Source organism: Sphingomonas sp. F9_3S_D5_B_2 (assembly GCF_054263715.1).
The window spans coordinates 238583-261155 of the sequence record NZ_JBSZFB010000003.1; the positions used below are offsets into that span (position 1 = coordinate 238583).

Below are 22573 nucleotides of genomic sequence, written 5' to 3' on the forward strand. Positions count from 1 at the left end.
TTTTCTCAGGTGGGGAGCAGGTGATGCGTAAGTTCCTATTCGGTCTTCTTCTTGCCGGCGCAGCAACGCCGGCGTTCGCCGCGGCGGGTCCGCGCCATCACGACGACAACGACGATCGTTCTCGTCGTCAGGAGGAGCGCGCCGAGCGCCCGGCTCGTGCGGAGCGCAGTGACCGCGCTCAGGCGCGGCCGCGCTTCGATCGCTCCGACCGGTCGGAGCGGCGCGTCGATGTCCAGCGTCCGCAATTCTCGGGCGGCTACGGACGACCCGATCGCCCGCAGCTGGACCGTGTGCAACCGGTCATGCGCGAGAACCCTTACGCGGGTGATCGCCGCCGGTCGTCCGATGCGCCCGACAGCGTCCGCAACTGGCGCCCGCGCGAGCAACGCGGGCAGCAGGGCGGTTACATCGCTCGCCGGATCGACCGTCCGGATGGCGTGCGGATCGATCGTGATGCGCGGCAGCAGTTCTCGGGCGGGTACCAGCAGCGCGATCGCTGGACCAACGGCCAGCGCTATGGACGCACGCAGCAGGTGCGCGTCGACAGCCGCAATCGCGACCGTTCCAACTGGAACCATAACTGGCGCAACGACCGCCGCTATGATTGGCGCAACTGGCGCAACCAGCACCGTTCGCGCTTCCACGTCGGGGTCTACTTCGATCCGTTCGGCTGGAATTATCAGCGGTTCTCGGTCGGCTGGCGCCTGCAGCCCGGCTATTACAGCAACCGCTACTGGATCAACGATCCGTGGATGTACCGCCTCCCCTATGCGCCTCCGGGTACGCAGTGGGTGCGTTACTGGAACGACGCGCTGCTCGTCGATCTCTACTCCGGCGAGGTTGTGGACGTGATCAACAACTTCTTCTGGTAGACTTCGTACAAGCGTTGATCGAAGGGGCGTTGCGGTCTTGCCGCAGCGCCCCTTTTCACGTCTGATTGCAGCAGACATCGACGAGTAACCCGCCATGGCCGTCACGACGCGAATCGCGCTTATTTCCGCATGCCTCGTCCCCCTCGCGGCGACCGCTGCCGCAGCCGCGCCGGCGCCGCCAGCCAAGGCTACGACGGAGGCGAGCCCGCACGACCGCCTGTTCAATCTGTTCAAGCGCAGCGACGAGGACACGCTGCGGCGCAATCCTATGCAGGCCATCTACCGCGGCGACCTGCGTTATGCGGACCGTCTCGGCGACCTTTACAGCCCGGAGCATTTCGCGGGCGAGCGCATCGCGGCGCAGCGCGACCTTGCGGAGCTGCAGACGATTGACCGCGCGCAGCTCGGCGCGACGGATCAGATCGCCTACGACGTTTTCGCTTACCAAACCAAGGACACGCTGCGCGGGCTACAGCCCACGCTACTCGAGCCTCGGATCGTGCGGCCAATGAACCATTTCTTCGGGCTGCAGACGGAATATGCGACATTTGCCAGCGGCAAAGGCGGCGCTCCGTTCAATACGGTTGCCGATTACGAGAACAGCCTGAAGCGCAACCGGGACTTCGTGCGCAACGTCAACGAAGCGATCGCGATGTGGCGCCGCGGCCAGGACGAGGGGATCGTCGACACCAAGCTGACGGTCCGCAACATGATCGAGCAGCTCGACGGACAGCTCAAGCTCAGCCCTGAGGATTCGCCCTATTTCGAGCCAGTAAAGAACTTCCCGGCGACGGTCCGTCCGGCCGACCGGGTGCGGCTCGCCCAGGCGTATCGCCAGTCGATTGCGACCGAGATCTACCCGGCGCTCGGCCGCCTGCGAGACTTCCTGCAGAACCAGTATCTGCCGCATGCACGCGAGGGCGTCGGCCTCATGTACATGAAGGGCGGCGACGCGCTCTACCGCTACCAGGTGCAGTCGACGACGACGCTGCCGAAGACACCCCAGGAGATCCACCAGCTCGGCCTCAGCGAGGTCGCGCGGATCATCAAGGGCTTCGAGGACGTGCAGAAGGAGGTCGGCTTCAGCGGCACGCTGCAGCAGTTCTTCGACTACATGCGAACCAGTCCGAAGTTTCAGCCGAAGAGCCGGGAATCGCTGACGCAGGACTTCTATCGGATCAAGAAGGCAGTCGAGGCCAAGGTGCCGCAATTCTTCTCGACCGTCCCCAAGACCAAGCTGGTCATCCGGCCCTACGACCCGTTCCGGGAGAAGTTCGAAGCCGGCGGCTCCTACGAGCAGGGCAGCGCCGACGGGTCGCGGCCGGGCACGTTCAACTTCAACGCGTACGACCTGCCGACGCGGAGCACCTGGGGCGAAACCACCCTGTTCCTGCACGAAGGCGAACCCGGGCATCACTTCCAGATCAGCCTGGCGCAGGAGGACGAGAAGTTGCCGTCCTTCATGCGGTTCGGCGGCAACACGGCCTACGTCGAAGGCTGGGCACTCTATTCGGAGACGCTCGGCTACGACATGGGCTTCTACAAGGATCCGTACGCCCGCTTCGGCACTCTCAACGACGAGATGCTGCGGGCCATGCGCCTGGTGGTCGACACCGGCATCCACACCAAGGGTTGGACGCGCGAGCAGGCGATCGATTACATGCTGTCGCACTCGGGCATGGGAAAGACGGACGCGACCGCCGAGGTCGAGCGCTATATCGCGATCCCGAGCCAGGCGACCGCCTACAAGGTGGGCGCGCTGACCATCCAGCGGCTTCGAAAAAGGGCCGAAACCGAACTTGGCCGCAAGTTCGACATCCGCGAATTCCATGCCCAGGTGCTTGGCACCGGCGCCCTTCCGCTCGCGATCCTCGAACAGAAGATCGACCGCTGGATCGCCGAGAAACGGTCGAGCTAAGCGCGTCGCCTCTCAGCCTGCCGTTTGGCACCGGGTCACAGTCGCCGGATCGGCTGCAAGCCCGCTGCGCCCTATCCATCGGGTGAATGTCGACGCGAGGGAAGAATCGCCGTCGAGGCTGATGTGTCCGGACTCGATCTCCTCCTCGAACTCGCTGATTCCCAACCAGGCGGACGTCAGCGCGCGCAAGTCTGCCGTAACGAGGAGATCGATATCGACCCCCGGATCGATCGAGCACAGGTCGACCGGCTGTTCCGGGGCGACGATGAGCCAGTGGAAGCGCTGATCCACTGGCAGACAGGGGAAGCTGAACTGTACGACCGTCTTGCGCGCTAGCGTCGACCAGGGGCGCAAGTTGCGGCGCATGTTCCACATCAACTGGCGCACATCGAGGTTGGTCAGTGAGCAGTCCGAATTGGCCCAGCGGAGTGCCCAGCGGCCCATCGCCTGCACGATCGGCTCGAGATTCCGACCAGACGGCGTCAGGAAGTACCGGCCGCTTTCCTGGGTGATGACCCCGGCCTCTCGAAGCTCCTTGAGTCGCTTGGCGAGCAGCGCGGGGGATATACGCGGCACGCCGCGTCGGATTTCATTGAAGTGGGTTGATCCGGACAGCAGCTCACTGACGACGACGAGGGTCCAGCGAGTCGCGAGCAGGTCCGCAGCCATCGCGATGGGGCAGAACTGCCCGATCAGCGACACGTGTCCACCGCCGGTATCGAGCGGAGTACCGTCCATTTCCGAACCCCCTCACCGGTTCAGTTACTATACTTGAGCCCTTTCAGAAACCTGCAAAGCCGGTGCCAACAGCCCGGAGGAGCCGGCCCAGGAGGACCGGACGGGCTGCCTGGAGGAAACGACATGGCGCAAATCGATCAACAGAAACTCGAGCAGTTCATGGGCAAGATGGTGACCGACATGAGCGCCGCGATGAGTGGACCGCTTGTCATCATGGGCGTGAAGCTCGGGATATATGCGGCACTCGCCCAAAACGGCCCAATGTCGTCGGAACGGCTGGCCGAGCTCACGGGCGTACGCGAGCGCTATGTGCGCGAATGGCTCGCGGCACAGGCGGCTTCTGGCTTCGTCGATTATGATCCGGACGGGAGGCAGTTTTCGATGTCCCCCGAGCAGCAGATGGCGCTCGCCGATGAGGACTCGCCCGTCTACGTAGCAAGCGCATTCGAGCTGATCGCCTCGGCCTATATCGATGAGCCGAAACTCACCGATGCGTTCAAGCAGGGCAAGGGTTTCGGCTGGCATGAGCACCATGACTGCCTGTTCCGCGGGACCGAGCGGTTCTTCCGCACCAGCTACCGCGCCAATCTCATTTCCGACTGGCTGCCGTCACTCGAGGGTGTCGTCGACAAACTGACTGCCGGCGCGAAAGTCGCGGACGTCGGCTGCGGCCACGGCGCATCGACCCTCCTGATGGCCGAGGCGTTTCCGAACAGCCAATTCACTGGCTACGATTACCATGACGCGTCCATCGAGCAGGCTCGAAGAGCCGCCGTCAACGCCGGGGCAAACGGCAACGTCGGGTTCGAGCTTGCCGCCGGCAAAGACGTTCCCGACGAGGATTACGACCTGGTCGCCTGCTTCGACTGTCTTCACGACATGGGCGACCCGGTGGGCGTCGCAAGGCGCATCCGCGAGGTCATGAAACCGGACGGGACATTCATGATCGTCGAGCCGTTCGCGAACAACAATCTCGAGGAGAATCTCAACCCGGTCGGACGGATGTACTATTCCGCTTCGACGATGATCTGCACGCCGGGATCGCTGGCGCAGGAAGTGGGGCTCGGGCTCGGCGCGCAGGCTGGCGAGGCCAAGCTCAGCCAGGTCCTCAGGGAAGCAGGGTTCAACCACGTGCGAAAATCCGCGTCTACTCCGTTCAACATGGTTCTGGAAGCAAGACCCTGAGAACCCCGAAGCCCGATCAGCGTCGGGGCAAAGCAGACGAGATAGCTAAACTGCTCCCAGCGCCTCGGCGATCAGCTTGCGGGTGTTGTCGATGCCGTAGAGGGCGATGAAGCTGCCCATGCGCGGGCCCTGACTGGAGCCGAGCAGGGTCTCGTAAAGCGCCTGGAACCAGCCGCGCAGGCTTTCGAACGGGTGGCGCTTGCCGACTTCGAAGACAGCGTTCTGGATCGCTTCGCCGTCCGCGCCGGCGGGCAGCTTCGCGAGTTCGGCGTCGAGGTCGCGCAGGGCTGCAGCCTCGAGATCGCTCGGAGCGCGGCGCTGCAAGGTGGGCACGACGAAGTCGCGGGCGTAGTTGACCGCCAGGCCGATGAGCTCGTCGAGTTCGGGTTCGCTTTCCGGCGAAGTGCCCGGCGCGTAGCGTTGAACAAAGCGCCACGCGGTGTCCTTGTCAGCAACCCCGGGCAGGCTGACGAGGTTGAGCAACAAGCCGTAGGTCAGCGGGAGAGTCGTCGCCGGCACGGCGCCGCGGTGGATGTGGTGAACCGGGTTGCCAAGCTTCTGTTCGATCGGCTGGCCCGCATAATTGCCGCGAAACTGCCAGTATTCGTCCACCGCTCGCGGGATGACGCCGATGTGCAGGCTCTTGGCCCGCTTGGGCTCGCGGTAGATGTAGAAGGACAGGCTCGGCTCGCTTCCATAGCGCAGCCATTCGTCGAGGCTGAGGCCGTTGCCCTTCGACTTGGAGATCTTCTCCCCCTTCTCGTCGAGGAACATCTCGTAGTTGAAGCCTTCCGGCGGACGGCCACCGAGGACTCGGGCGATCTTGCCCGACTGTATGACGCTGTCGATCAGGTCCTTGCCGGCCATTTCGTAGTCGATGCCAAGCGCCACCCAACGGGCGGCCCAGTCGACCTTCCACTGCAGCTTGCCGGCGCCGCCCAGGGCGGACTGCCGCACGCGGCTGCCGTCCTCGTCGTCGAAGGCGATCAGCCCCGCATCGGCGTCCACCACCTCAACCGGCACTTGCAGCACGCGGCCGGTTCTCGGCGAAACGGGCAGAAGTGGCGAGTACGTCTGGCGGCGGTCTTCGCGAAGTGTGGGCAGCATGACGCTCATGATTGCGTCCCAGCTCGCCAGGACCTTGCGGGTCACCTCGTCGAAGCGGCCGCTCGTGTAGCAGTCGGTCGCGGACAGGAACTCATAGTCGAAGCCGAAGCGGTCGAGGAAGGAGCGGAGCATCGCATTGTTGTGATGCGCGAAGCTCTCGTGCGTGCCGAACGGGTCCGGAATCTGCGTCAGCGGCTTGCCGAGATACTTGGTCAGCATCTGCTGGCTGGGGACGTTGTCGGGCACCTTGCGCAGCCCGTCCATGTCGTCGCTGAAGGCGATCAGACGCGTCGGCGCGCCGCCGGTCAGCTCCTCATAGGCATGCCGGACGAAGCTCGTCCGCGCGACCTCGTTGAAGGTGCCGATGTGCGGCAGTCCCGATGGCCCGTAGCCTGTTTCGAAGATCACCGGAGCGCCGCCCGGCTTGCCGTCGGGCCAGCGGTTCAGCAGCTTGCGCGCTTCCTCATAGGGCCACGCTTTGGACGTCAGTGCGGCTGTGCGAAGGCTTTCGGCGTCCAATTGCGTTGCTCTTCTGTTCTCTTGTCGGCAGGGTCGGGGAATGGCCGTTCCTTTGCCGCTTCCCGCGCTGCACGCAACCCACGCCGGGATCTGGTTGGCGGGGGTGAATGGCGACGTCCGCGAGGCGAGCCGGAGCGAGGCGATCGCCCGGGCTGCAGAGACACCGCACATCATTCTCAATGCGCCGCTCGTCGGGCAGCGGCTCGGCTACCCGGAACTTTCAGGCACCGATCTGCTGGAGCTCTTCGCTTTCATTCACCCGGCCCGCTTCGCGGTGCCGACCGCGGCGGGTCTGAGCCGGGCGGTAGGACTGCCGCCGCCGGAGAGTGATGCAGACGCGGCGGTAGCGTTGCGAGCGATCGCGGGACGGCTGCTGGACACGCTCGCGGATACCGATTGGCAAGAGCGCGAGGGCGCGTGGACGGTGAACGCCACGCTGCATCGGCTCGGCTGGGGTTGGGCGCCACTGATCGGTGCCCGGCTCGAGCGGCCGGAGCGCGGCGAACGGATGCTGTTCTCGCGATTGAAGCAATGGGAAGACGCCGCCGAGCGGCCGCCGCCGCTGGCGGTCAACGTCGATGCCGCTGCAGCCCGGTCGCGACTCGAGCGGCTGACCGGACGTGCCGAAACCCGAGAGGGCCAGCGGGCGATGGCCGAAGCGGTCGGCGGACTGTTCGGTCCCAAGCGCCGCAATGAAGCGCCGAACCTGCTGCTTGCCGAGGCCGGCACGGGAATCGGCAAGACGCTTGCCTATCTCGCGCCGGCGTCACTGTGGGCGGAGCGTTCGGGCGGGACCGTTTGGGTCTCCACCTTCACCAAGGCGCTGCAGCGGCAGCTCGATGGCGAAGGTCCCAAACTTTTCGCCGATGCCGAAGAGCGCGCGCGGCGGATCGTCGTTCGCAAGGGGCGCGAGAACTATCTGTGCCTCCTCAACCTGGAGGACGCCCTGCAGGGCGCGTTCAGCGGCCGCGCGGCGGTCCTGGCGCAACTGGTCGGGCGCTGGGCGGCGTACACGAAGGACGGCGACATGGTTGGCGGCGACTTGCCGGGATGGCTGCCGAGCCTGTTCCGCCGAGCCGGCGCAACAGCGCTCAGCGACCGGCGGGGCGAGTGCGTCTATGCCGGCTGTCCGCATTATCGCCGCTGCTTCATTGAGCGGGCGGAGCGGTCGAGCCGCGAGGCTGACATCGTCATCGCCAACCATGCGCTGGTCATGGTCAACGCGGCGCGTGCACGCGAGGACGCACCGCGACGAATCCTCTTCGACGAGGGTCATCACCTGTTCGATGCGGCAGACTCGACCTTCGCTGTCGCGTTCGGGGGGCAGGAAGCGATCGAGCTGCGCCGCTGGATCGTCGGTCCGGAGGGCCGCTCCCGGGGCCGCCGTCGCGGGCTTGCCGCCCGGCTGATGGACGTCGCGTCCTATGACGAGGAGGGGGCGCTCGCGCTCGAAGCCGCCGTGGAGGCCGCACGGGCACTGACATCCGACGGCTGGCTGCAGCGGATCGTCGAAGGATCGCCGTTCGGGCCGGTCGAAGCGCTGCTCGCCGAGGTGCGGGGCACGGTTTACGCGCGCGCCAAAGCCCAGGAGGCGGGATACGGTCTCGAAACCGAACTTGCCGAGCCGGACGGCGCGCTGGTGTCGCGGGCAAGCGACGCGATGCAGGCGCTCGAGTCGCTTCAGAAGCCGCTCGCTGCGTTAGGACGACGGCTCGAAGCGGTGCTCGAGGACTCGCCCGATTGGCTGGATACGCAGGCGCGGGCGCGGGTCGACGGCGCCATCCGCGGCCTGAGCTGGCGGCGCGAGACCGTCGCTGCATGGATTGCCCTGCTGGCGCGGATCGGCGGCGAGGCGGATCCCGAGTTCGTCGACTGGCTTGCGGTCGATCGGGTCGACGGACGCGAGTTCGACGTCGCCATTCACCGCCGGTGGCTGGACCCGACGAAGCCGCTCGCCGGGGCAGTGCTTGCCCCCGCGGATGGCGTGCTCGTGACCTCGGCCACGCTGCGGGGTGGCGAGGACTGGTCTGCAGCGGAGGCGCGCACCGGCGCGCTTCACCTTGCATCCCCTGCCGACCGGTTCGAAGCCGATAGCCCGTTCGACTACGCCGGCTGCTCCGAAGTGCTGGTCGTCACCGACGTAAAGCAGGGCGATGTCGCATCGCTGGCGGGGGCCTATGCCAGGCTGATCGAAGCGGCGGACGGCGGAACGCTCGGCCTTTTCACGGCGATCCAGCGCCTCAAGGCCGTCCACGCCCGCATTACCGACCGGTTGGCCCGGGCGGGGCGGCCGCTGCTCGCGCAACATGTCGATCCCATCGACGCCGGTACTCTGGTCGACATCTTCCGTGATGATCCTCGGGCATCGCTACTGGGTACCGACGCGCTTCGCGACGGTGTCGACGTGCCGGGCGAGTCGCTGCGGCTGGTAGTCATGGAGCGGGTGCCGTGGCCCAGGCCAACGGTGCTTCACGCGGCCCGGCGGATGGCTGGCGGCGGCAGTGCCTATGACGACCGGGTCGTCCGTGCGAGGTTGGCGCAGGCGTTCGGCCGGCTGATCCGACGGCACGGCGACCGTGGCGTGTTCGTGATCCTGTCGGCCGCGATGCCGTCGCGACTGCTTGCCGCGTTTCCGGCCGGCGTTCCGGTTCGCCGCATTCCCCTCGAGGAGGCGATCGGCCGGGTTCGGGAGAAGCTGCTGCTCGACGGCGCTGTGGAAGCAGCGGCGGAGCAGGTCCGCGTCTAGCGGTCGAGCGCGTCCGCCAATCGGTTTCGCAGCGCGATTAGGCGGAAAACATCGAGGCCGGCAGCCTGCGGCGCGTCCTCGAGGTCGTTCTCCAATGGCGGCTGGAGGGCAGCGTCGACATCGGGCGCGCTGTCGATCTCACGAGCGCCCGGATCGCTGCTCTTGTCGCGAAGCAGCTTCTGCACGCCACGAACGGTGTAGCCTTCTTCGTTGAGCAGGCGGTTGATTCGGCGCGCCAGTTCGACGTCGGCAGGGCGGTAGTAGCGGCGATTGCCGGCCCGCTGCATCGGCTTGAGCTGCGGGAAGCGTGTTTCCCAATAGCGAAGGATGTGCTGGGCGACGCCGAGTTCGTCCGACAATTCGCCGATCGTCTTGAAAGCGCCGGCTGCCTTTTCGGCCGTCGCCACCGACCGACCTATTTGGCGACCCGGTCGCGCATGATCTGGCTTGCGCGGAAGGTCATCACCCGGCGCGGCGCGATCGGCACTTCGACCCCGGTCTTGGGATTGCGGCCGACGCGCTCGCCCTTGTCGCGCAGAATGAACGTGCCGAAGCCGGAGATCTTCACGTTCTGCCCTTGCGCAAGCGAGTGGCACATGTGGTGAAGCACGCGTTCGACGACGCCCGCAGACTCGGATCGGGAAAGACCTAGCTTGCGGTGCACGACATCGGCAAGGTCGGCCCGCGTCAGCGTCCCGTCCGCCGCCACGTCCTTGCTGCTGATCCGCGCAATGCCCAAGTCCGCCATTTTCGTCTCCCGAGCAAATCGGCGATGCCCCCGCCGCTGCCTATTACACTTCCGTAATGGATTTCCGCCGTGTCGGCAATTCGACTGTTTCGCTGAATTGCTGATATATATCAATACCTGAGCGCGGCTGCACCCCAAGTAAATCCGCCGCCCATTGCTTCAAGCACGACCATGTCGCCCCGTTTGATTCGCCCGTCGCGCACCGCCGTGTCGAGCGCAAGCGGAACCGAAGCTGCCGATGTGTTCGCGTGACGATCGACGGTGACCACCACCTTTTCCGGCGCAAGCCCGAGTTTCTTCGCGGTCGCATCGAGGATGCGGGCGTTTGCCTGGTGGGGAACGACCCAGTCCACGTCCGCGGCCGTCAATCCGAGTTCCGCGAGAACTTCGTTGAGGACTTCAGCAAGATTGACCACCGCGTGCCGGAAAACCTCCCGGCCTTTCATCCGCAGCTTGCCGACCGTGCCGGTGGTCGAAGGACCACCGTCGACGAACAGCAGGTCGTTGTGGCGGCCGTCGGCGTGAAGCTTGGTCGCGAGCAGGCCCGAGTCGCTATCCTCGGCGCTGAGGACGAGGGCGCCGGCGCCATCGCCGAACAGGACGCAGGTGGTGCGGTCCTCCCAGTCGAGCAGGCGGCTGAACGTCTCGGCGCCGATGACCAATGCCTTGCGGGCGTTGCCGGCGCGAAGCATCGAGTCGGCGACAGTCAGCGCGTAGAGGAAGCCCGTGCAGACGGCGTGCACGTCGAACGCGACGCAGTCGGGAATTCCAAGCGTCGCCTGCACTTTGGTCGCGGATGACGGGAAGGTCTGGTCGGGAGTTGCGGTTGCGAGGACGATAAGGTCGATATCGGTCGCCTGCAGACCGGCTGCGTCGAGAGCGTTGCGGGCGGCCTCCGTGGCGAGGCTGGCGGTGGTCTCGCCCTCCGCCGCGACATAGCGGCTGCGGATTCCCGTGCGCTCGACGATCCAGGCATCGGTTGTGTCGACCGTCTCCGCCAGCTCGGCATTGTCGACGCGGCGCTTCGGCAGCGCAGAGCCGGTGCCGGCAACGACGGAGCGCAACGTCACTGCGCCGACTCAGCCGCGAACGCGTGGGCGCGGAAGTTGTCGAGGTCGTCGCCGATCTTCCGGATGATGTCGCTCTTCACCATGGTCGCGGCGACACCAATCGCATTCGCGACACCCTTCGGAGTCGCGCTGCCGTGGCTCTTCACGACGAGCCCGTTGAGGCCAAGGAAGACGGCGCCGTTGTGATTGTTAGGGTCGAGGTGGACCTTCAGCAGGTTGAGCGCGGGGCGCGACAGCGCGAATCCGGCCTTTGACCGGAGTGAGCTCGTGAAGGCGCGGCGCAGGAGGTCGGTGACGAACCGCGCCGTCCCTTCCGCCGTCTTCAGCGCGATGTTGCCGGAGAAGCCGTCGGTGACGACAACGTCGACTTCGCCGCGCGACAGCTGGTCGCCCTCGGTGAAGCCGTCGAACCGCATCGGCAGGTAATCCGCCTCGCGGAGCAGCGCCGCGGCTTCCTTCAACTCGTCGGTGCCCTTGAGCTCCTCGGTGCCGATGTTCAGCAGCTTCACGCGAGGTTGCTGGATGGCGATGACGGTCCGCGCATAGGCCGCGCCCATCACCGCGAACTGCACCAGGTTCTGTGCGTCGCATTCGGTGTTGGCGCCAAGATCGAGCATGACGAGGTCAGTGTTGCCCAGCGTCGGCAGCAGCGCCGCAAGGGCAGGACGGTCGATGCCCGGCATGGTGCGAAGGGCGAGCTTCGACATCGCCATCAGGGCGCCGGTGTTGCCTGCAGACAGAGCGGCGTCCGCGCGGCCTTCCTTCACGGCGTTGATCGCGATGCCCATGGACGTAGTGCGCGCGCGGCGGATCGCCTGCGTGGGCTTCTCGCTGGCTTCGATCGATTCGGCGGAGTGCACCACCTCGACGTCGTTGCGGAGGTTGCCGTGCTTGGCGATCTCGGCGCGGACGCGCGCTTCGTCGCCGTGGAACATGAAGCAGAGCGAGGTGTCGCGACGGCGCGCACGGGCAGCCCCGGCGATCATTGCCGCCGGACCGCCGTCCCCTCCCATTGCGTCAATGGCGATGCGTGGGCCGTGGGCCACTATCGCCCCCTGTGCTCGGTTGCCGCTCAGGCCTCGGTCGAGACGATCTCACGGCCGTTGTAGTGGCCGCACGCATTGCACAGGTTGTGCGGGCGCTTCAGTTCGCCGCAATTGGGGCATTCCTGGAACGTCGGCGCAGTCAGCGCGTGGTGGCTGCGGCGCATATTGCGCTTCGACGGCGAAGTTTTTCTCTTGGGGACAGCCATTGCGGCACCTTCAAATCAATAAAAATTGCGACGATCTGCGCCTCATCGCGGCAGGGCTTCCTTGCGTCAGCACCCACGGGCGGCGGCCGGATCGTCGCGAACCGCGGCCCCTATAGCGAACCAAGCGCCAAGCGCAACCCGTGGTCAGGCCCCGGCAAGTGCCGCGTCGCCGACGTATGGATTGGTACGCCGCTCGTGCCCGAAGGTCGACATCGGCCCGTGGCCTGGCACGAACGCAGTCTCCTCGCCCATCGGCCACAGCTTATCGGTGATCGACCGGATCAGCTGCTGCTGATTGCCTAGCGGGAAGTCCCAGCGACCCACGGAGCCGCGGAACAGGACGTCGCCGACCAGCGCCAGCTTGGATTCCGCATGATGGAAAACGACGTGACCGGGCGTGTGTCCCGGGCAGTGGCGAACCGCGAAGTTGAGTTCACCGACGGTTACCTCATCGCCGTCGTTGAGCCATCGCGCGGGCGTGAACGGGCGGCCCGGAACGCCGTACTGCTGCCCATCCTCGTGCAGCCGCGCGATCCAGAAGATGTCGTCTTCGTGCGGCCCCTCGATCTCGACGCCCAACTCCTCGGCCAGGATGCCCGCCGAGCCGCAATGATCGATGTGGCCGTGGGTGAGCAGGATCTTCTCGATCGTCACGCCGGCCTGCGCAGCGGCGTCCCTCAGCCGCGGGAGATCGCCGCCAGGATCGACAAAGGCCCCGCGCATCGTCCTCGTGCACCAGATCAGGCTGCAATTCTGATGCAGCGGGGTCACCGGAATGATCGCGGCGCGAAGCGGCGGCTCGCTCACTTGGCTTTCTCCAGCGTCGCCATCGAGGGCGCTTCGTCCTTCATCGCGGCAGAGACGCGTTCGGCCTGTCGCATCACGCGCAGCACGTTGCGGCCGGCGAGCTTCGCCAGGTCCGCGTCGCTCCAGCCGCGGCGGATCAGTTCGGCAAACAGCAGCGGATATCCGGCGACGGTGGCAAGACCGTCCGGCGCCGCTTCGATGCCGTCGAGATCGCCGCCGATGCCGACATGGTCGTGGCCCGCGACCTTGGCGATATGCTCGACGTGGTCGGCGACCTGCGCAATCGTGGCCGCCGGTGCGGGGTGGGCCAGCTCCCAGGATTGCAGCGCCGCCTGACGCTTCGCGGGATCGTTGATGAACAGCGCCTTCCCACGCGCTTCTTCGGCGGCATGCTGGGCGTTCCACAGCCGCAGCTCGTTCGAGACATAGGCGCTGTAGAAGTTCACCATCACCACGCCGCCGTTCGCCGCCGTCAGCCGCAGGATGTCGTCGGGAACGTTGCGGGGGTGATCGTCGAGCGCCCGCGCGCTGCTGTGGGAGAAGATGACGGGTGCGCGGCTCGTCTGGATTGCCTGCCGCATTGTGTCGTCGCTGACATGGCTGAGGTCCACGAGCATGCCAATGCGATTCATCTCGTGGACGACGGTCCGTCCGAAGTCGGTCAGGCCATGATATTTCGGATCGTCCGTCGCGCTGTCCGCGAACTCGTTATTCTTGAAATGGCTCAGCGTCATGTAGCGCGCGCCGAGGTCGTAATAGGCGCGCAGCGCGGCCAGGCTGCCGCCGATCTGGTGCCCGCCCTCGACGCCGATCAGGGAAGCGACACGGCCGTTGCGGTGGACGCGGATGATATCGTCGGCGGTCCCGGCAAGCGCCAGATCATTCGGGTAGGCCTTCACCAGCCGCTTTACGGCATCGATCTGCTCGATTGTCTGGCGGATGGCAGCGTCGCCGGTCACGTCGGACGAGATGTAGACCGACCAGAACTGCGCTCCGACCCGGCCCTGCCGAAGCCGCGCCATGTCGGTCATCAGGGGGTGGGGACGCTGGTCGGTGCCGCTGGCGAGCCCCTCCACGCTCAGATGATAGTTCTCGCGCAGCTGCTCGGCCAGGTCGTTGTGTCCGTCGATCAGCGGCGTTGCCTTGAGGATCCGGTCGATGCGAGCCTGCACCCGCGGACTGATCGGCTGCGCCACCGCAGCGGTGCTCAACGCAATGGCTCCCGTAGCGAGCAGCATCTTGGCAATGGTCATGGAATGAGGATTTAGCAGCGCTCGACCGGCGCGCAATGCGACGGGGGGCTTGCCCCGGCTCCGTCTTGCCGTGAAGGAAGCCGGATGCAGCCGCACAACGACCTTGAAGAGATCATGCGCTTCGACCCCGAGGAAGGGATCGCCGACCTCGACGAGCACCTCGACCGGCTGAAGCAGTCGGCCGATGCGCGGGGTTTCAGGTTCGACCGTCACGCGGCGCGCAACGAGCTTCAGGCGGCCACGTTCGGCAAGCGCCGGGCAGCAACCGCGCGGCTGCTGCTATCGCCGACCGGCGCCATGGCGATCGAGGTGATCCTGCTGGACTAAGCAGCGAGCGGGAAGCGCAGCAGCCGGTCCGATACCGGCACGAGCGCCGCGGCTCCGCTGCCGACCGATCCGAGGATTTCCGGGTGGTGCGCGTCGAGGCCGCCCGTCAGTGAGCCGAACGCGGGCATGATCACCTTGGTCGCGGACCTGACGAAGCAGCGCCGCGAGACGTTGCGCCCCTTTACGTGCAGGCGAAGCTTGGGATGGAAGTGTCCGGAGATTTCCGGTCGCGGGTCGTCGCGCACGGCCTCGTGGCGGAGCGTGATCCCGGCAAGTTCGATCTGGTCCGCGAGGCCGCCGCCGCAATGGTCCGCGAAGCCCGGGTCGTGGTTTCCGACGATCCAGGTCCAGTCGAGCCGCGCGGTGAGGTCGCGCAGCAGCTCGCGCGCATCATCCGGCAGGCGGTCGCAGCCGAAGCGGTCATGGAAGCTGTCGCCCAGGCAGTAGAGCCGCGTTGCGCCGGTTCGCTCAACCTGGGCGGAGAGCGCCACCAGCGTCGCATGCGAATCATAGGGCGGAAGGAACTGGCCGAGACGCGCGAACCAGCTCGCCTTCTCAAGGTGCAGGTCGGCGACGAGCAGGGCGCTCTGCTCCGGCCAGAACAGTGCGCCCTCGGACGTTGCGAGGAATGTTTCGCTTGCGAACGAAAAGGGAACCATCAGCCGTTATTGGAAGCAGCGGAGCAGCGACGCAATGCAAATCGCGGCCGCTTACTCCATCGACAGAACATGGTCGCGAAGCGCGCGCGCGTCGTGCAGCGCGTTGTGCGGCACCTTGCTGTGCGCTGCAGTGCTGAAGTTGCTCATCGGCGTCAGCTGGAACGTCAGGTGTCGAAGCTCGACCATGTCGCCGGGCCCGGTGATCAGCAGGTTGCAGAACTGCGCGACGTCCTCGGGCCAGTCGGCGACGATCAGCGGCTGAGGGTCGTGCCGCAGGTAGCGCTCGAGCGCGTGGGACGCGTCCTTGCGGGTGAGGCGCGGGCAGGAAAGCTGCTCCGGGACCATGTCGAGGTAGGGGATGACGTGCTGCTGGACCCACTCGGAGATCGGCTCGTCCGCCTGGAACGTCAGGTAGAAGTCGTCACCGTCGTCGGGCACCAGCGCCAAGCTCAGAAGCGCTCCGCCAGTGCCGTTATATTCGGTGTCGATGAAATATCTCAGCGCCTCGCCCCGTAGCCGCAATCGTCAGTGGGGAGTGGGCGGCCGGCCCGGCACCGGGCCTGGGACTCGCGATAGAGGCGGCCGCGAGCTTCGTCAGCCTTCCGCGCCCGGCGGCCAGCGTTGCGGTCGGCTTCCGCCTGGCTGGTGGTCACGGCGTCGACGCCAGCCGAAGCGGCCTTCACCGGCAGGGTGGCGACATCCACGGCAGTCTTCGCGACGGTGCCGACGATGCATCCGCTAAGCGCAGCGGGGAGGAGCAGGATGAGGAGGCGTTTCATGAGCCAAGCCTCGCAGAAGAGAAAGCAACGGGCAATGAACGATCGCTCATAAATGCATGGCTTCCTCGGCGAGCGCCTCGGCCTGGGTCAGCAGGGTCTCGTCGGCTTCGGCTCCTGGCGGCAGCGCTTCCCTGCCGACGATCACCATCAGCGGCACGGCCATCGGCGTGATCCGCTCCACCTCGACGTGGAGCATGGTTGCCGAGGCGCGATCGACCAGGCGGACGAGGCGGCCAAGCTCTGTCATTCGCCGGCGCGCGTCGTCCCACGCAGCGCGCAGCAGCAGGTGCTCCGGTTCATAGCGGCGCAGGACGTCGTAGATGAGGTCGGTCGAGAAGCTGACCTGCTTGCCCGACTTCTTCTTGCCCGGGTGGTGCCGCTCGACGAGGCCGCCGATCACCGCGACTTCACGGAAGGCAGTCTTGAGCAGGTACGAGCTCTCGACCCACTCGATGAACTCGCGTTCGAGGATGTCCGGCGAAAATAGCGCCTTCGGATCGCTGATCGGCTCCAGGCCGTAGCATGCAAGCCCATAGTCGTTGGCCACGAAACCCAGCGGCTTCAGTCCTGCGGTTTCCATCCGCCGCGTGATCAGCATTCCCAGCGACTGGTGCGCGTTCCAGCCTTCGAAGCTGTAGGCGACCATGTAGTGCTTGCCCTCATGCGGGAAGGTTTCGACGAGAAGCTGGTGCGGCTCGGGGAGTACGGACCTCTCCGACTGGACCTCGAGCCATTCGCTGACGTCGAGCGGGAACCGGTGCCAATCGTTCCGGTCGCACAGCATATGGCGGACGCGGTTCGCGAGGTGCGTCGACATCGACATGCGCTGGCCGCCGTAAGTGACGATGCGCGCCGACTTCGACGACGCGCGGACGATGATGTCGACATCCTTGAACTGCTCGACTTCCAGGCTGAGGCCGGAGAAGTAAAAATGGTCGCCCGGCGACAGGGTGGAGGCGTAGCCTTCCTCGATGGTGCCGAGCTTGCGGCCGTTGCGGAAGCGGACGGTGAGCAGCGGCTGCTCGACGATGACGCCGGCATTGAGGCGGTGCTGCTGGGCGATCTGCGGTCGCGCGATGCGCCACATCCCGCCCGGCTCTGGTACGAGGCGCCGGAAGCGGTCGTACGCTTTGAGGGCATAGCCGCCGTTGCCGATGAAGTTGAGGATTTCCTCGAAGGTCTCCTCCTGCAGGCCGGCATAGGGCGCCGCGGAGCGGACTTCGGCGAGCATCTCCTGCTGCTGGAAGGGCGCGGCGACGGCCATTGCCAGGATGTGTTGGGCGAGCACGTCGAGCGCTCCCGGGCGGAAGGTCTCGGGGTCGAGCTCGCCGTCGGCAATGGCGTCGAGCGCAGCGCGGGCTTCCAGGTATTCGAAGCGATTGCCGGGGACGATGATGCCCTTGCTCGGCTCGTCCAGCCGGTGGTTAGCGCGGCCGATCCGCTGCAAAAGGCGCGAACTGCCCTTAGGCGCACCCATCTGGACGACGAGGTCGACATCGCCCCAGTCGATGCCGAGGTCGAGGCTGGCGGTCGCGACGAGACCCCGCAACTTGCCGGCGGCCATCGCTCCTTCGACCTTGCGGCGCGCTTCGACGGCCAGGCTGCCGTGGTGGATGCCGATCGGCAGGGCGTTGTCGTTCACTGCCCACAGATCCTGGAAGATCAACTCGGCGAGGCTGCGCGTATTGCAGAACACGAGCGTGGTCTGGTGCTCTTCGATGAGCTTCATCACCTCGCGCGCGGCGTGGCGGCCGGAGTGGCCCGCCCAGGGAATCCGGTTTTCCGGGATGAGGATCGAGAGGTCGGGCTCGGCTCCCGGATCGCCCACCACGAGGTCGACTAATTCGACGTCCGCGTCGGGCGCAAGCCAGCCGCGATAAGCGTCCGGGTCACTGATGGTCGCGGAGAGACCGACCCGCCGGAGGTTGGGCGCAAGCTTCTGAAGTCGCGATATCGACAGCGACAGCAGGTCGCCGCGCTTCTCCTTGGCGAAGCCGTGAAGCTCATCGACGACGATCGACCTCAAGCCTTCGAACATCGTCGCCGAGTCCGGATAACTCAACAGCAGGCTGAGCGACTCCGGCGTCGTCAGCAGCACTTGCGGCGGCTTGATGCGCTGGCGTGCCTTTCGATCGGAGGGTGTGTCGCCCGTCCGCGTTTCGACCCTGATGGGCAGCCCCATTTCCTCGATCGGGCCGATCAGGTTGCGCTGGACGTCTACAGCAAGCGCCTTCAGCGGCGAGACGTAGAGGGTGTGCAATCCTTCTGCAGGCTCTTCCGCAAGTTCGCAGATCGTCGGCAAGAAACCCGCCAGCGTCTTGCCGGCGCCGGTCGCCGCGACGAGCAGTCCGCTTCGCCCCCGCCGCGCCAGCTGCAGCATCTCGAGTTGGTGACGCCGCGGCTGCCAGCCCTTGGAGTCAAACCACTGCTGGACGGCAAGCGGAAGCGCGGTCTCGCTCAGAGGTCGTCGGTTCCCTCGCGGCGGCGCACCTCTTCGTCCGCGTAGACGTCGCGCGCGCCCGCTTCCGAGCGCTGGTTGTCACGGTCGTTCCGGTTTGATCGCGTCCGCATCACCAGCCAGATCAGCACGATCAGCAGGATCGCCGGCCCCACGATGTCGATGATCCACCACTGCGCTTCGTCCATGCTTTGCCTCCCTAGGCGGGGAACTCCCGCTCGTTTCGGCTAGTATAGCTCGCAATGGCGCGATTGGGTTCCTGGATCGAGTCCCACCCGGAGGGCATCTACGTCCGGCCCGCGGACGCGTGGATTGATCCCTCGGAACCGAAGCAACGCGCGTGGGTCACTCACGGGCACGGCGACCACGCCCGCGGCGGTCACGGCGCAGTCCTTGCAACCACCGAGACGCTGGCGATCATGGGCGTACGGTACGGCGAACAATCGGGTCAGGCGATTGCCTACGACGAGACGATCCGCGTCGGCGACGTCGACGTGCGCTTCGTTCCCGCGGGGCACGTGCTCGGCTCTGCGCAGATCGTCATGAAGCACAAGGGAGAGCGGGTGGTGGTCTCGGGCGACTACAAGCGGCGCAAGGATCCGACCTGTCCAGAGTTCGTGCCGGTGCCGTGCGATATCTTCGTTACCGAGGCGACCTTCGGGCTGCCGGTCTTCCGCCATCCGGACGCGGGCAGCGAAATCGACCGGCTGCTTCATCGGCTGCACTCGGACCCGAGCCGCTGCGTGCTGGTCGGCGCCTATGCGCTCGGCAAGGCGCAGCGGATCATCTGCGAGCTTCGCGCTCGTGGGCATCACGAGCCCATCTATTTCCATGGTGCCATGGAACGGCTCAACCAGCTGTACGAAAGCTTCGGCGTCGAGCTTGGCGAGCTTCGCCACACGGCTGGAGCAACCAAGCAGGAGATGGCTGGCCACATCGTGATCTGCCCGCCCGGAGCGCTCAACGATCGTTGGTCGCGGCGGCTGCCCGATCCGGTGACGGCAATGGCGTCAGGCTGGATGCGGATCCGGCAGCGCGCCCGGCAACGCAATGTCGAACTGCCGCTCGTCATCTCCGACCATGCCGACTGGGACGAGCTGACGATGACCATCCGTGAGCTCGAGCCGACGGAGGTGTGGATCACGCATGGCCGCGAGGAAGCACTGAAGCACTGGTGCATGACGCACCAGATCAAGGCGTGCGAGCTGAACCTGGTCGGCTACGAAGACGAGGACGACTGACCGCTATCAGTCTCCCGGCACTGGTCCACGCGCCTTCTTTACGTCGTCGGGAAACTCCCGCACCGCAGCGATGGTTAACTCGGCGAGCCGCGGGTCGAACTCGCGGGCTTTGGCGCTCGTTTCGGAAATGCGGTCCACCAGCCCCTCGTCGGAGGCGGGCACCACGTGCGCATCGGCGGTGAACTCGCGACCGCGCTCGCGAACGCGGACGACCACATCCTTCACCCAGGGCTGCGCACGCAGATAGTCGGTGAGAATGGCTGGCACCTTCTCGTCTTCCTTGGACAGGATTTCCTGGGGCTTGCTGTCCATGATGTCGCCGAGCGCCGTGCGAAGTTCCGACCAGCCGCTGCGGATGATCTCCAGCGAGATGAGGACGCCGGCGAGGGAGTCCGCCCACCATAGACCGAAGCCGACACCGATAATCCCGAGCATCGCCGCGGCGGCGCTTTGCCAGTCAGCGGTGTTGATCTCTGCGTCCGCGGCGAGCGTCTTGTCGTGCAGCGTCTTGGCAGCACGGCGCTTGGCGCGCCCGAGGAAGAAGGCCGGGACCGAGCTCCACACCAGCACCGCGATCCCGAGCCAACCAGTCCACACGACATGCCCGAGCAACGGATATCCGCCGATCGTCGGATGCTCCTTCATCGCGAGCTTCATGCCCCCGTCGAACAGCAGGTAGGCGCCGACCAGGAATAGCGCGACGGCCGCGCCAACGTAGCCGGCACTGACCGCGCGCTCGTAACCGAACGGGTAACGTTCGTTCGGCTCGCGCCGGCTGACCTTGTCGCCGATGAGGAACAGCGTGGGGGGGATGAGGCTGAGCAATTCGCCGCTCATCTCGGTCTTCAGCGCCTGCGATCCCGACATCACCATGAACAGCATCGCAATGGTCGAGCAGATGTAGGCGATGCTAACCCACGCCAGGACGCGGCCCTTTCTTACAGCCGCCTCGGCTTCGGGGACCTGTGGCACGCCCCTCACGACTGTCCCTGGGATGCGCGCATCTGCTGCGTAAGGAAGCGATCGAGTGACAGGATGAACTTGTTCTCACCGGGGCCCGCGAGGAAGATGTGGCTCTTGCCGCCCGCATCCTTCGCGAATGGCTGCGTCGCCCCGGCCGTCGAGCTCCACTGCGTCTTCGCGTCGAAGCCGCCGATCACCAGGTCTAGCTCGTGATCCTTGAGTGCCTTGACGAGGGCGGTTTCACTGCCCTCGGTCCACATCACGTGCGCGCCCGTTGAGGCGGCGAAGCGGCGCACCAGATCTGGCTCCCGCCCGGTCGGCTCGGCGTGCGAAGCGTCCGTCCACGGCGGGTTGTCCGTCACGCCGACGCGAAGCTCGTGAGTCGAGGCAATCCGTTCGCTCGTGCCCTCCGGATCGCGCGGCAGACCGCAGGCGGCGGTGAGTAGGACGGACGCGAGCACTCCGCTGCGAGACGATGTTAGCCAGAACATAGGCGGCAAACTCGGCTGCTGCTGGGGCGTTCCTACTGCCGTAGAGCGCCTGCCTTAGTGCGCGGCCTCGACGCGGGTCACGCCCGACTTCGCCAGCTGACCGTCGATCTGCTCCACCAGTCGATCGAGGCCGCCCTGGTCCGCAGCTTCCGCGCGGGCGACCAGCACGTCCTGGGTGTTGGACGCACGCAGCAGCCACCAGCCATCAGCGGTGTTGACGCGAACGCCATCCGTGGCGTCGACCGTGGCCCCATCGGCAGAGAGGCGATCACGGACTTCATCCACGATGGCGAACTTGCGGACTTCATCAACCTGGAAACGCATTTCCGGCGTGGCCGTGGTCTTGGGCATATCGTCCATGATCTGGGTCAGAGTCTTGCCGGACTGCGAGACCGCTTCAATCAGCCGCACTGCTGCGTAGAGTGCGTCGTCGAAGCCGTACCAGCGGTGCTTGAAAAAGACGTGGCCGCTCATCTCGCCGGCGAGCGGGGCGCCGGTTTCCTTCATCTTCGACTTAATGAGGCTGTGCCCGGTCTTCCACATCAGCGGCTTGCCGCCGAGCTGGGCGACGCGGTCGAACAGGACCTGGCTCGCTTTGACGTCCGCAATGATAGTGGCGCCCGGCTCCTCCTTGAGCACTGCTTCCGCGAGGATCGCCAGGAGCTGGTCGCCCCAGATGACGCGGCCCTTGCCGTCGACGGCGCCGATGCGGTCGGCGTCACCATCGAATGCGATGCCGAAATCGAGCTGTCGATCGAGAACCAGCCGCTTCAGGTCTTCCAAGTTCGCCTCGACCGTGGGATCGGGATGATGGTTGGGGAAGCGGCCGTCGACTTCCGTGTAGATTGCGTGATGCTGGCCTGGAAGGCGGTTGAGCAGCATGTCGAGGACTGGTCCACCGGCGCCGTTGCCGGCGTCCCAGCCGACGTGGAACGGCTTGCCGGAGAAGCCTTCGAGCAGCCGGTCGGCATAGGCTTCGCGGACGTCCACCTCTTCGGTCGTGCCGGTGCCCGTGCTCCAATGCCCCGAGGCAGCGCGCTTGCCGATCCCCTGAATCTCCTGGCCGAAGACCGAGCGGCCCTTCAGCAGCAGCTTGAAACCATTGTAGTCGGCCGGGTTGTGGCTTCCGGTAACCTGGATGCCGCCGTCGACGTCGAGATGATAGGTCGCGAAATACAGCATCGGCGACGGACCCATGCCGATCAGGACGGCATCGATGCCGCCGTCCGTCAGGCCGCGGACGAGGGAGGCCTGCAGCATTCCCGAGTGGGTGCGGCCATCACGGCCGACTGCGATGCGCCTGGCTCCTTCATCGCGCGCTAGCGCGGCGTAGGTGCGGCCGAGGCCATAGGCGTCCGCCTCGGTGAGCGTATCGCCGACGATTCCGCGGATGTCATATTCGCGGAGGATGTTGGGGTTGAATGTATGAGCCATTGCCCT

General features: G+C 66.0%; 23 protein-coding genes. 6 read left to right on the plus strand and 17 right to left on the minus strand.

Annotated features, from left to right (window positions below):
* Positions 1-23: 23 nt before the first annotated feature.
* Together ACUXST_RS09810 and ACUXST_RS09815 are read left to right on the plus strand one after the other, a co-directional pair.
* Positions 24-872, plus strand: coding sequence for an RcnB family protein (locus ACUXST_RS09810; RefSeq protein ID WP_458389793.1), 849 nt, complete (start codon positions 24-26; stop codon positions 870-872).
* 94 nt (positions 873-966) lie between these two features.
* Entirely contained in the window at positions 967-2790 is a 1824-nt protein-coding gene (locus tag ACUXST_RS09815; protein WP_458389794.1) for a DUF885 domain-containing protein, read from the plus strand.
* Between the two features lie 12 nt (positions 2791-2802).
* Here ACUXST_RS09815 and ACUXST_RS09820 read toward each other — a convergent pair whose 3' ends face one another.
* Positions 2803-3528, minus strand: a complete 726-nt coding sequence (locus ACUXST_RS09820) for a winged helix-turn-helix transcriptional regulator (RefSeq protein WP_458389795.1) — start codon at positions 3526-3528, stop codon at positions 2803-2805.
* A 123-nt stretch (positions 3529-3651) separates the two neighbouring features.
* Here ACUXST_RS09820 and ACUXST_RS09825 point away from each other — a divergent pair, with 123 nt between their 5' ends.
* Positions 3652-4713 (plus strand): class I SAM-dependent methyltransferase, encoded by a 1062-nt coding sequence (locus tag ACUXST_RS09825; protein ID WP_458389796.1) that lies wholly within the window; start codon positions 3652-3654, stop codon positions 4711-4713.
* A gap of 45 nt (positions 4714-4758) precedes the next feature.
* On the opposite strand, the gene ACUXST_RS09830 is transcribed toward ACUXST_RS09825, so the two are convergent.
* Entirely contained in the window at positions 4759-6339 is a 1581-nt protein-coding gene (locus tag ACUXST_RS09830) for a lysine--tRNA ligase (RefSeq protein ID WP_458389797.1), read from the minus strand.
* Positions 6340-6379: 40 nt separating this feature from the next.
* On the opposite strand from ACUXST_RS09830, the gene ACUXST_RS09835 reads away from it, so the two are divergent.
* On the plus strand, positions 6380-9085 hold the full coding sequence (locus ACUXST_RS09835; protein ID WP_458389798.1) for an ATP-dependent DNA helicase: 2706 nt from the start codon (positions 6380-6382) through the stop codon (positions 9083-9085).
* Here the strand turns inward: ACUXST_RS09835 and ACUXST_RS09840 are convergent.
* From ACUXST_RS09840 to ACUXST_RS09870, 7 genes are all read right to left on the minus strand, one after another.
* Positions 9082-9492 (minus strand): MerR family transcriptional regulator, encoded by a 411-nt coding sequence (locus tag ACUXST_RS09840; protein ID WP_458389799.1) that lies wholly within the window; start codon positions 9490-9492, stop codon positions 9082-9084. The genes ACUXST_RS09835 and ACUXST_RS09840 overlap by 4 nt on opposite strands.
* Before the next feature lie 8 nt (positions 9493-9500).
* Complete coding sequence (locus ACUXST_RS09845; protein WP_458390042.1) at positions 9501-9794, minus strand: integration host factor subunit alpha; 294 nt, start codon at positions 9792-9794, stop codon at positions 9501-9503.
* A gap of 149 nt (positions 9795-9943) precedes the next feature.
* Entirely contained in the window at positions 9944-10903 is a 960-nt protein-coding gene (locus ACUXST_RS09850; protein ID WP_458389800.1) for a beta-ketoacyl-ACP synthase III, read from the minus strand.
* Positions 10900-11949 (minus strand): phosphate acyltransferase PlsX, encoded by a 1050-nt coding sequence (gene plsX, locus ACUXST_RS09855; RefSeq protein ID WP_458389801.1) that lies wholly within the window; start codon positions 11947-11949, stop codon positions 10900-10902. The genes ACUXST_RS09850 and plsX overlap by 4 nt, the downstream gene beginning before the upstream one ends.
* 26 nt (positions 11950-11975) lie before the next feature.
* Complete coding sequence (gene rpmF, locus ACUXST_RS09860) at positions 11976-12155, minus strand: 50S ribosomal protein L32 (protein ID WP_458389802.1); 180 nt, start codon at positions 12153-12155, stop codon at positions 11976-11978.
* A 144-nt stretch (positions 12156-12299) separates the two neighbouring features.
* Positions 12300-12962, minus strand: a complete 663-nt coding sequence (locus ACUXST_RS09865) for an MBL fold metallo-hydrolase (RefSeq protein WP_458389803.1) — start codon at positions 12960-12962, stop codon at positions 12300-12302.
* Entirely contained in the window at positions 12959-14215 is a 1257-nt protein-coding gene (locus tag ACUXST_RS09870; RefSeq protein WP_458389804.1) for a dipeptidase, read from the minus strand. Before ACUXST_RS09870 ends, ACUXST_RS09865 begins: the two co-directional genes overlap by 4 nt.
* A gap of 84 nt (positions 14216-14299) precedes the next feature.
* Here ACUXST_RS09870 and ACUXST_RS09875 point away from each other — a divergent pair, with 84 nt between their 5' ends.
* Positions 14300-14542: a hypothetical protein gene (locus ACUXST_RS09875; protein ID WP_458389805.1), complete on the plus strand. Its 243-nt coding sequence runs from the start codon at positions 14300-14302 to the stop codon at positions 14540-14542.
* Here ACUXST_RS09875 and pdeM read toward each other — a convergent pair.
* Genes pdeM through ACUXST_RS09900 form a run of 5 tightly spaced genes read right to left on the minus strand, consistent with a single transcriptional unit; the run spans position 14539 to position 18626 of the window.
* Entirely contained in the window at positions 14539-15201 is a 663-nt protein-coding gene (pdeM, locus tag ACUXST_RS09880) for a ligase-associated DNA damage response endonuclease PdeM (protein ID WP_458389806.1), read from the minus strand. The genes ACUXST_RS09875 and pdeM overlap by 4 nt on opposite strands.
* 51 nt (positions 15202-15252) lie before the next feature.
* Entirely contained in the window at positions 15253-15723 is a 471-nt protein-coding gene (locus tag ACUXST_RS09885) for a hypothetical protein (protein ID WP_458389807.1), read from the minus strand.
* Positions 15699-15980: a hypothetical protein gene (locus tag ACUXST_RS09890; RefSeq protein ID WP_458389808.1), complete on the minus strand. Its 282-nt coding sequence runs from the start codon at positions 15978-15980 to the stop codon at positions 15699-15701. The genes ACUXST_RS09885 and ACUXST_RS09890 overlap by 25 nt, the downstream gene beginning before the upstream one ends.
* Before the next feature lie 46 nt (positions 15981-16026).
* Positions 16027-18441: a ligase-associated DNA damage response DEXH box helicase gene (locus ACUXST_RS09895; RefSeq protein ID WP_458390043.1), complete on the minus strand. Its 2415-nt coding sequence runs from the start codon at positions 18439-18441 to the stop codon at positions 16027-16029.
* Entirely contained in the window at positions 18438-18626 is a 189-nt protein-coding gene (locus ACUXST_RS09900; protein ID WP_458389809.1) for a hypothetical protein, read from the minus strand. The genes ACUXST_RS09895 and ACUXST_RS09900 overlap by 4 nt, the downstream gene beginning before the upstream one ends.
* Before the next feature lie 63 nt (positions 18627-18689).
* Between ACUXST_RS09900 and ACUXST_RS09905 the strand changes: the two genes are divergently transcribed.
* Positions 18690-19679 (plus strand): ligase-associated DNA damage response exonuclease, encoded by a 990-nt coding sequence (locus ACUXST_RS09905; RefSeq protein ID WP_458389810.1) that lies wholly within the window; start codon positions 18690-18692, stop codon positions 19677-19679.
* Between the two features lie 6 nt (positions 19680-19685).
* On the opposite strand, the gene ACUXST_RS09910 is transcribed toward ACUXST_RS09905, so the two are convergent.
* From ACUXST_RS09910 to pgmG, 3 genes are all read right to left on the minus strand, one after another.
* Complete coding sequence (locus ACUXST_RS09910; RefSeq protein ID WP_458389811.1) at positions 19686-20660, minus strand: cation diffusion facilitator family transporter; 975 nt, start codon at positions 20658-20660, stop codon at positions 19686-19688.
* On the minus strand, positions 20657-21103 hold the full coding sequence (locus ACUXST_RS09915) for a transporter substrate-binding domain-containing protein (protein ID WP_458389812.1): 447 nt from the start codon (positions 21101-21103) through the stop codon (positions 20657-20659). The genes ACUXST_RS09910 and ACUXST_RS09915 overlap by 4 nt, the downstream gene beginning before the upstream one ends.
* Positions 21104-21187: 84 nt before the next feature.
* The gene (gene pgmG, locus ACUXST_RS09920) at positions 21188-22567 is read right to left on the minus strand and encodes a phosphoglucomutase/phosphomannomutase PgmG (RefSeq protein ID WP_458389813.1); all 1380 of its coding nucleotides are present in this window, start codon (positions 22565-22567) and stop codon (positions 21188-21190) included.
* Positions 22568-22573: the final 6 nt, after the last annotated feature.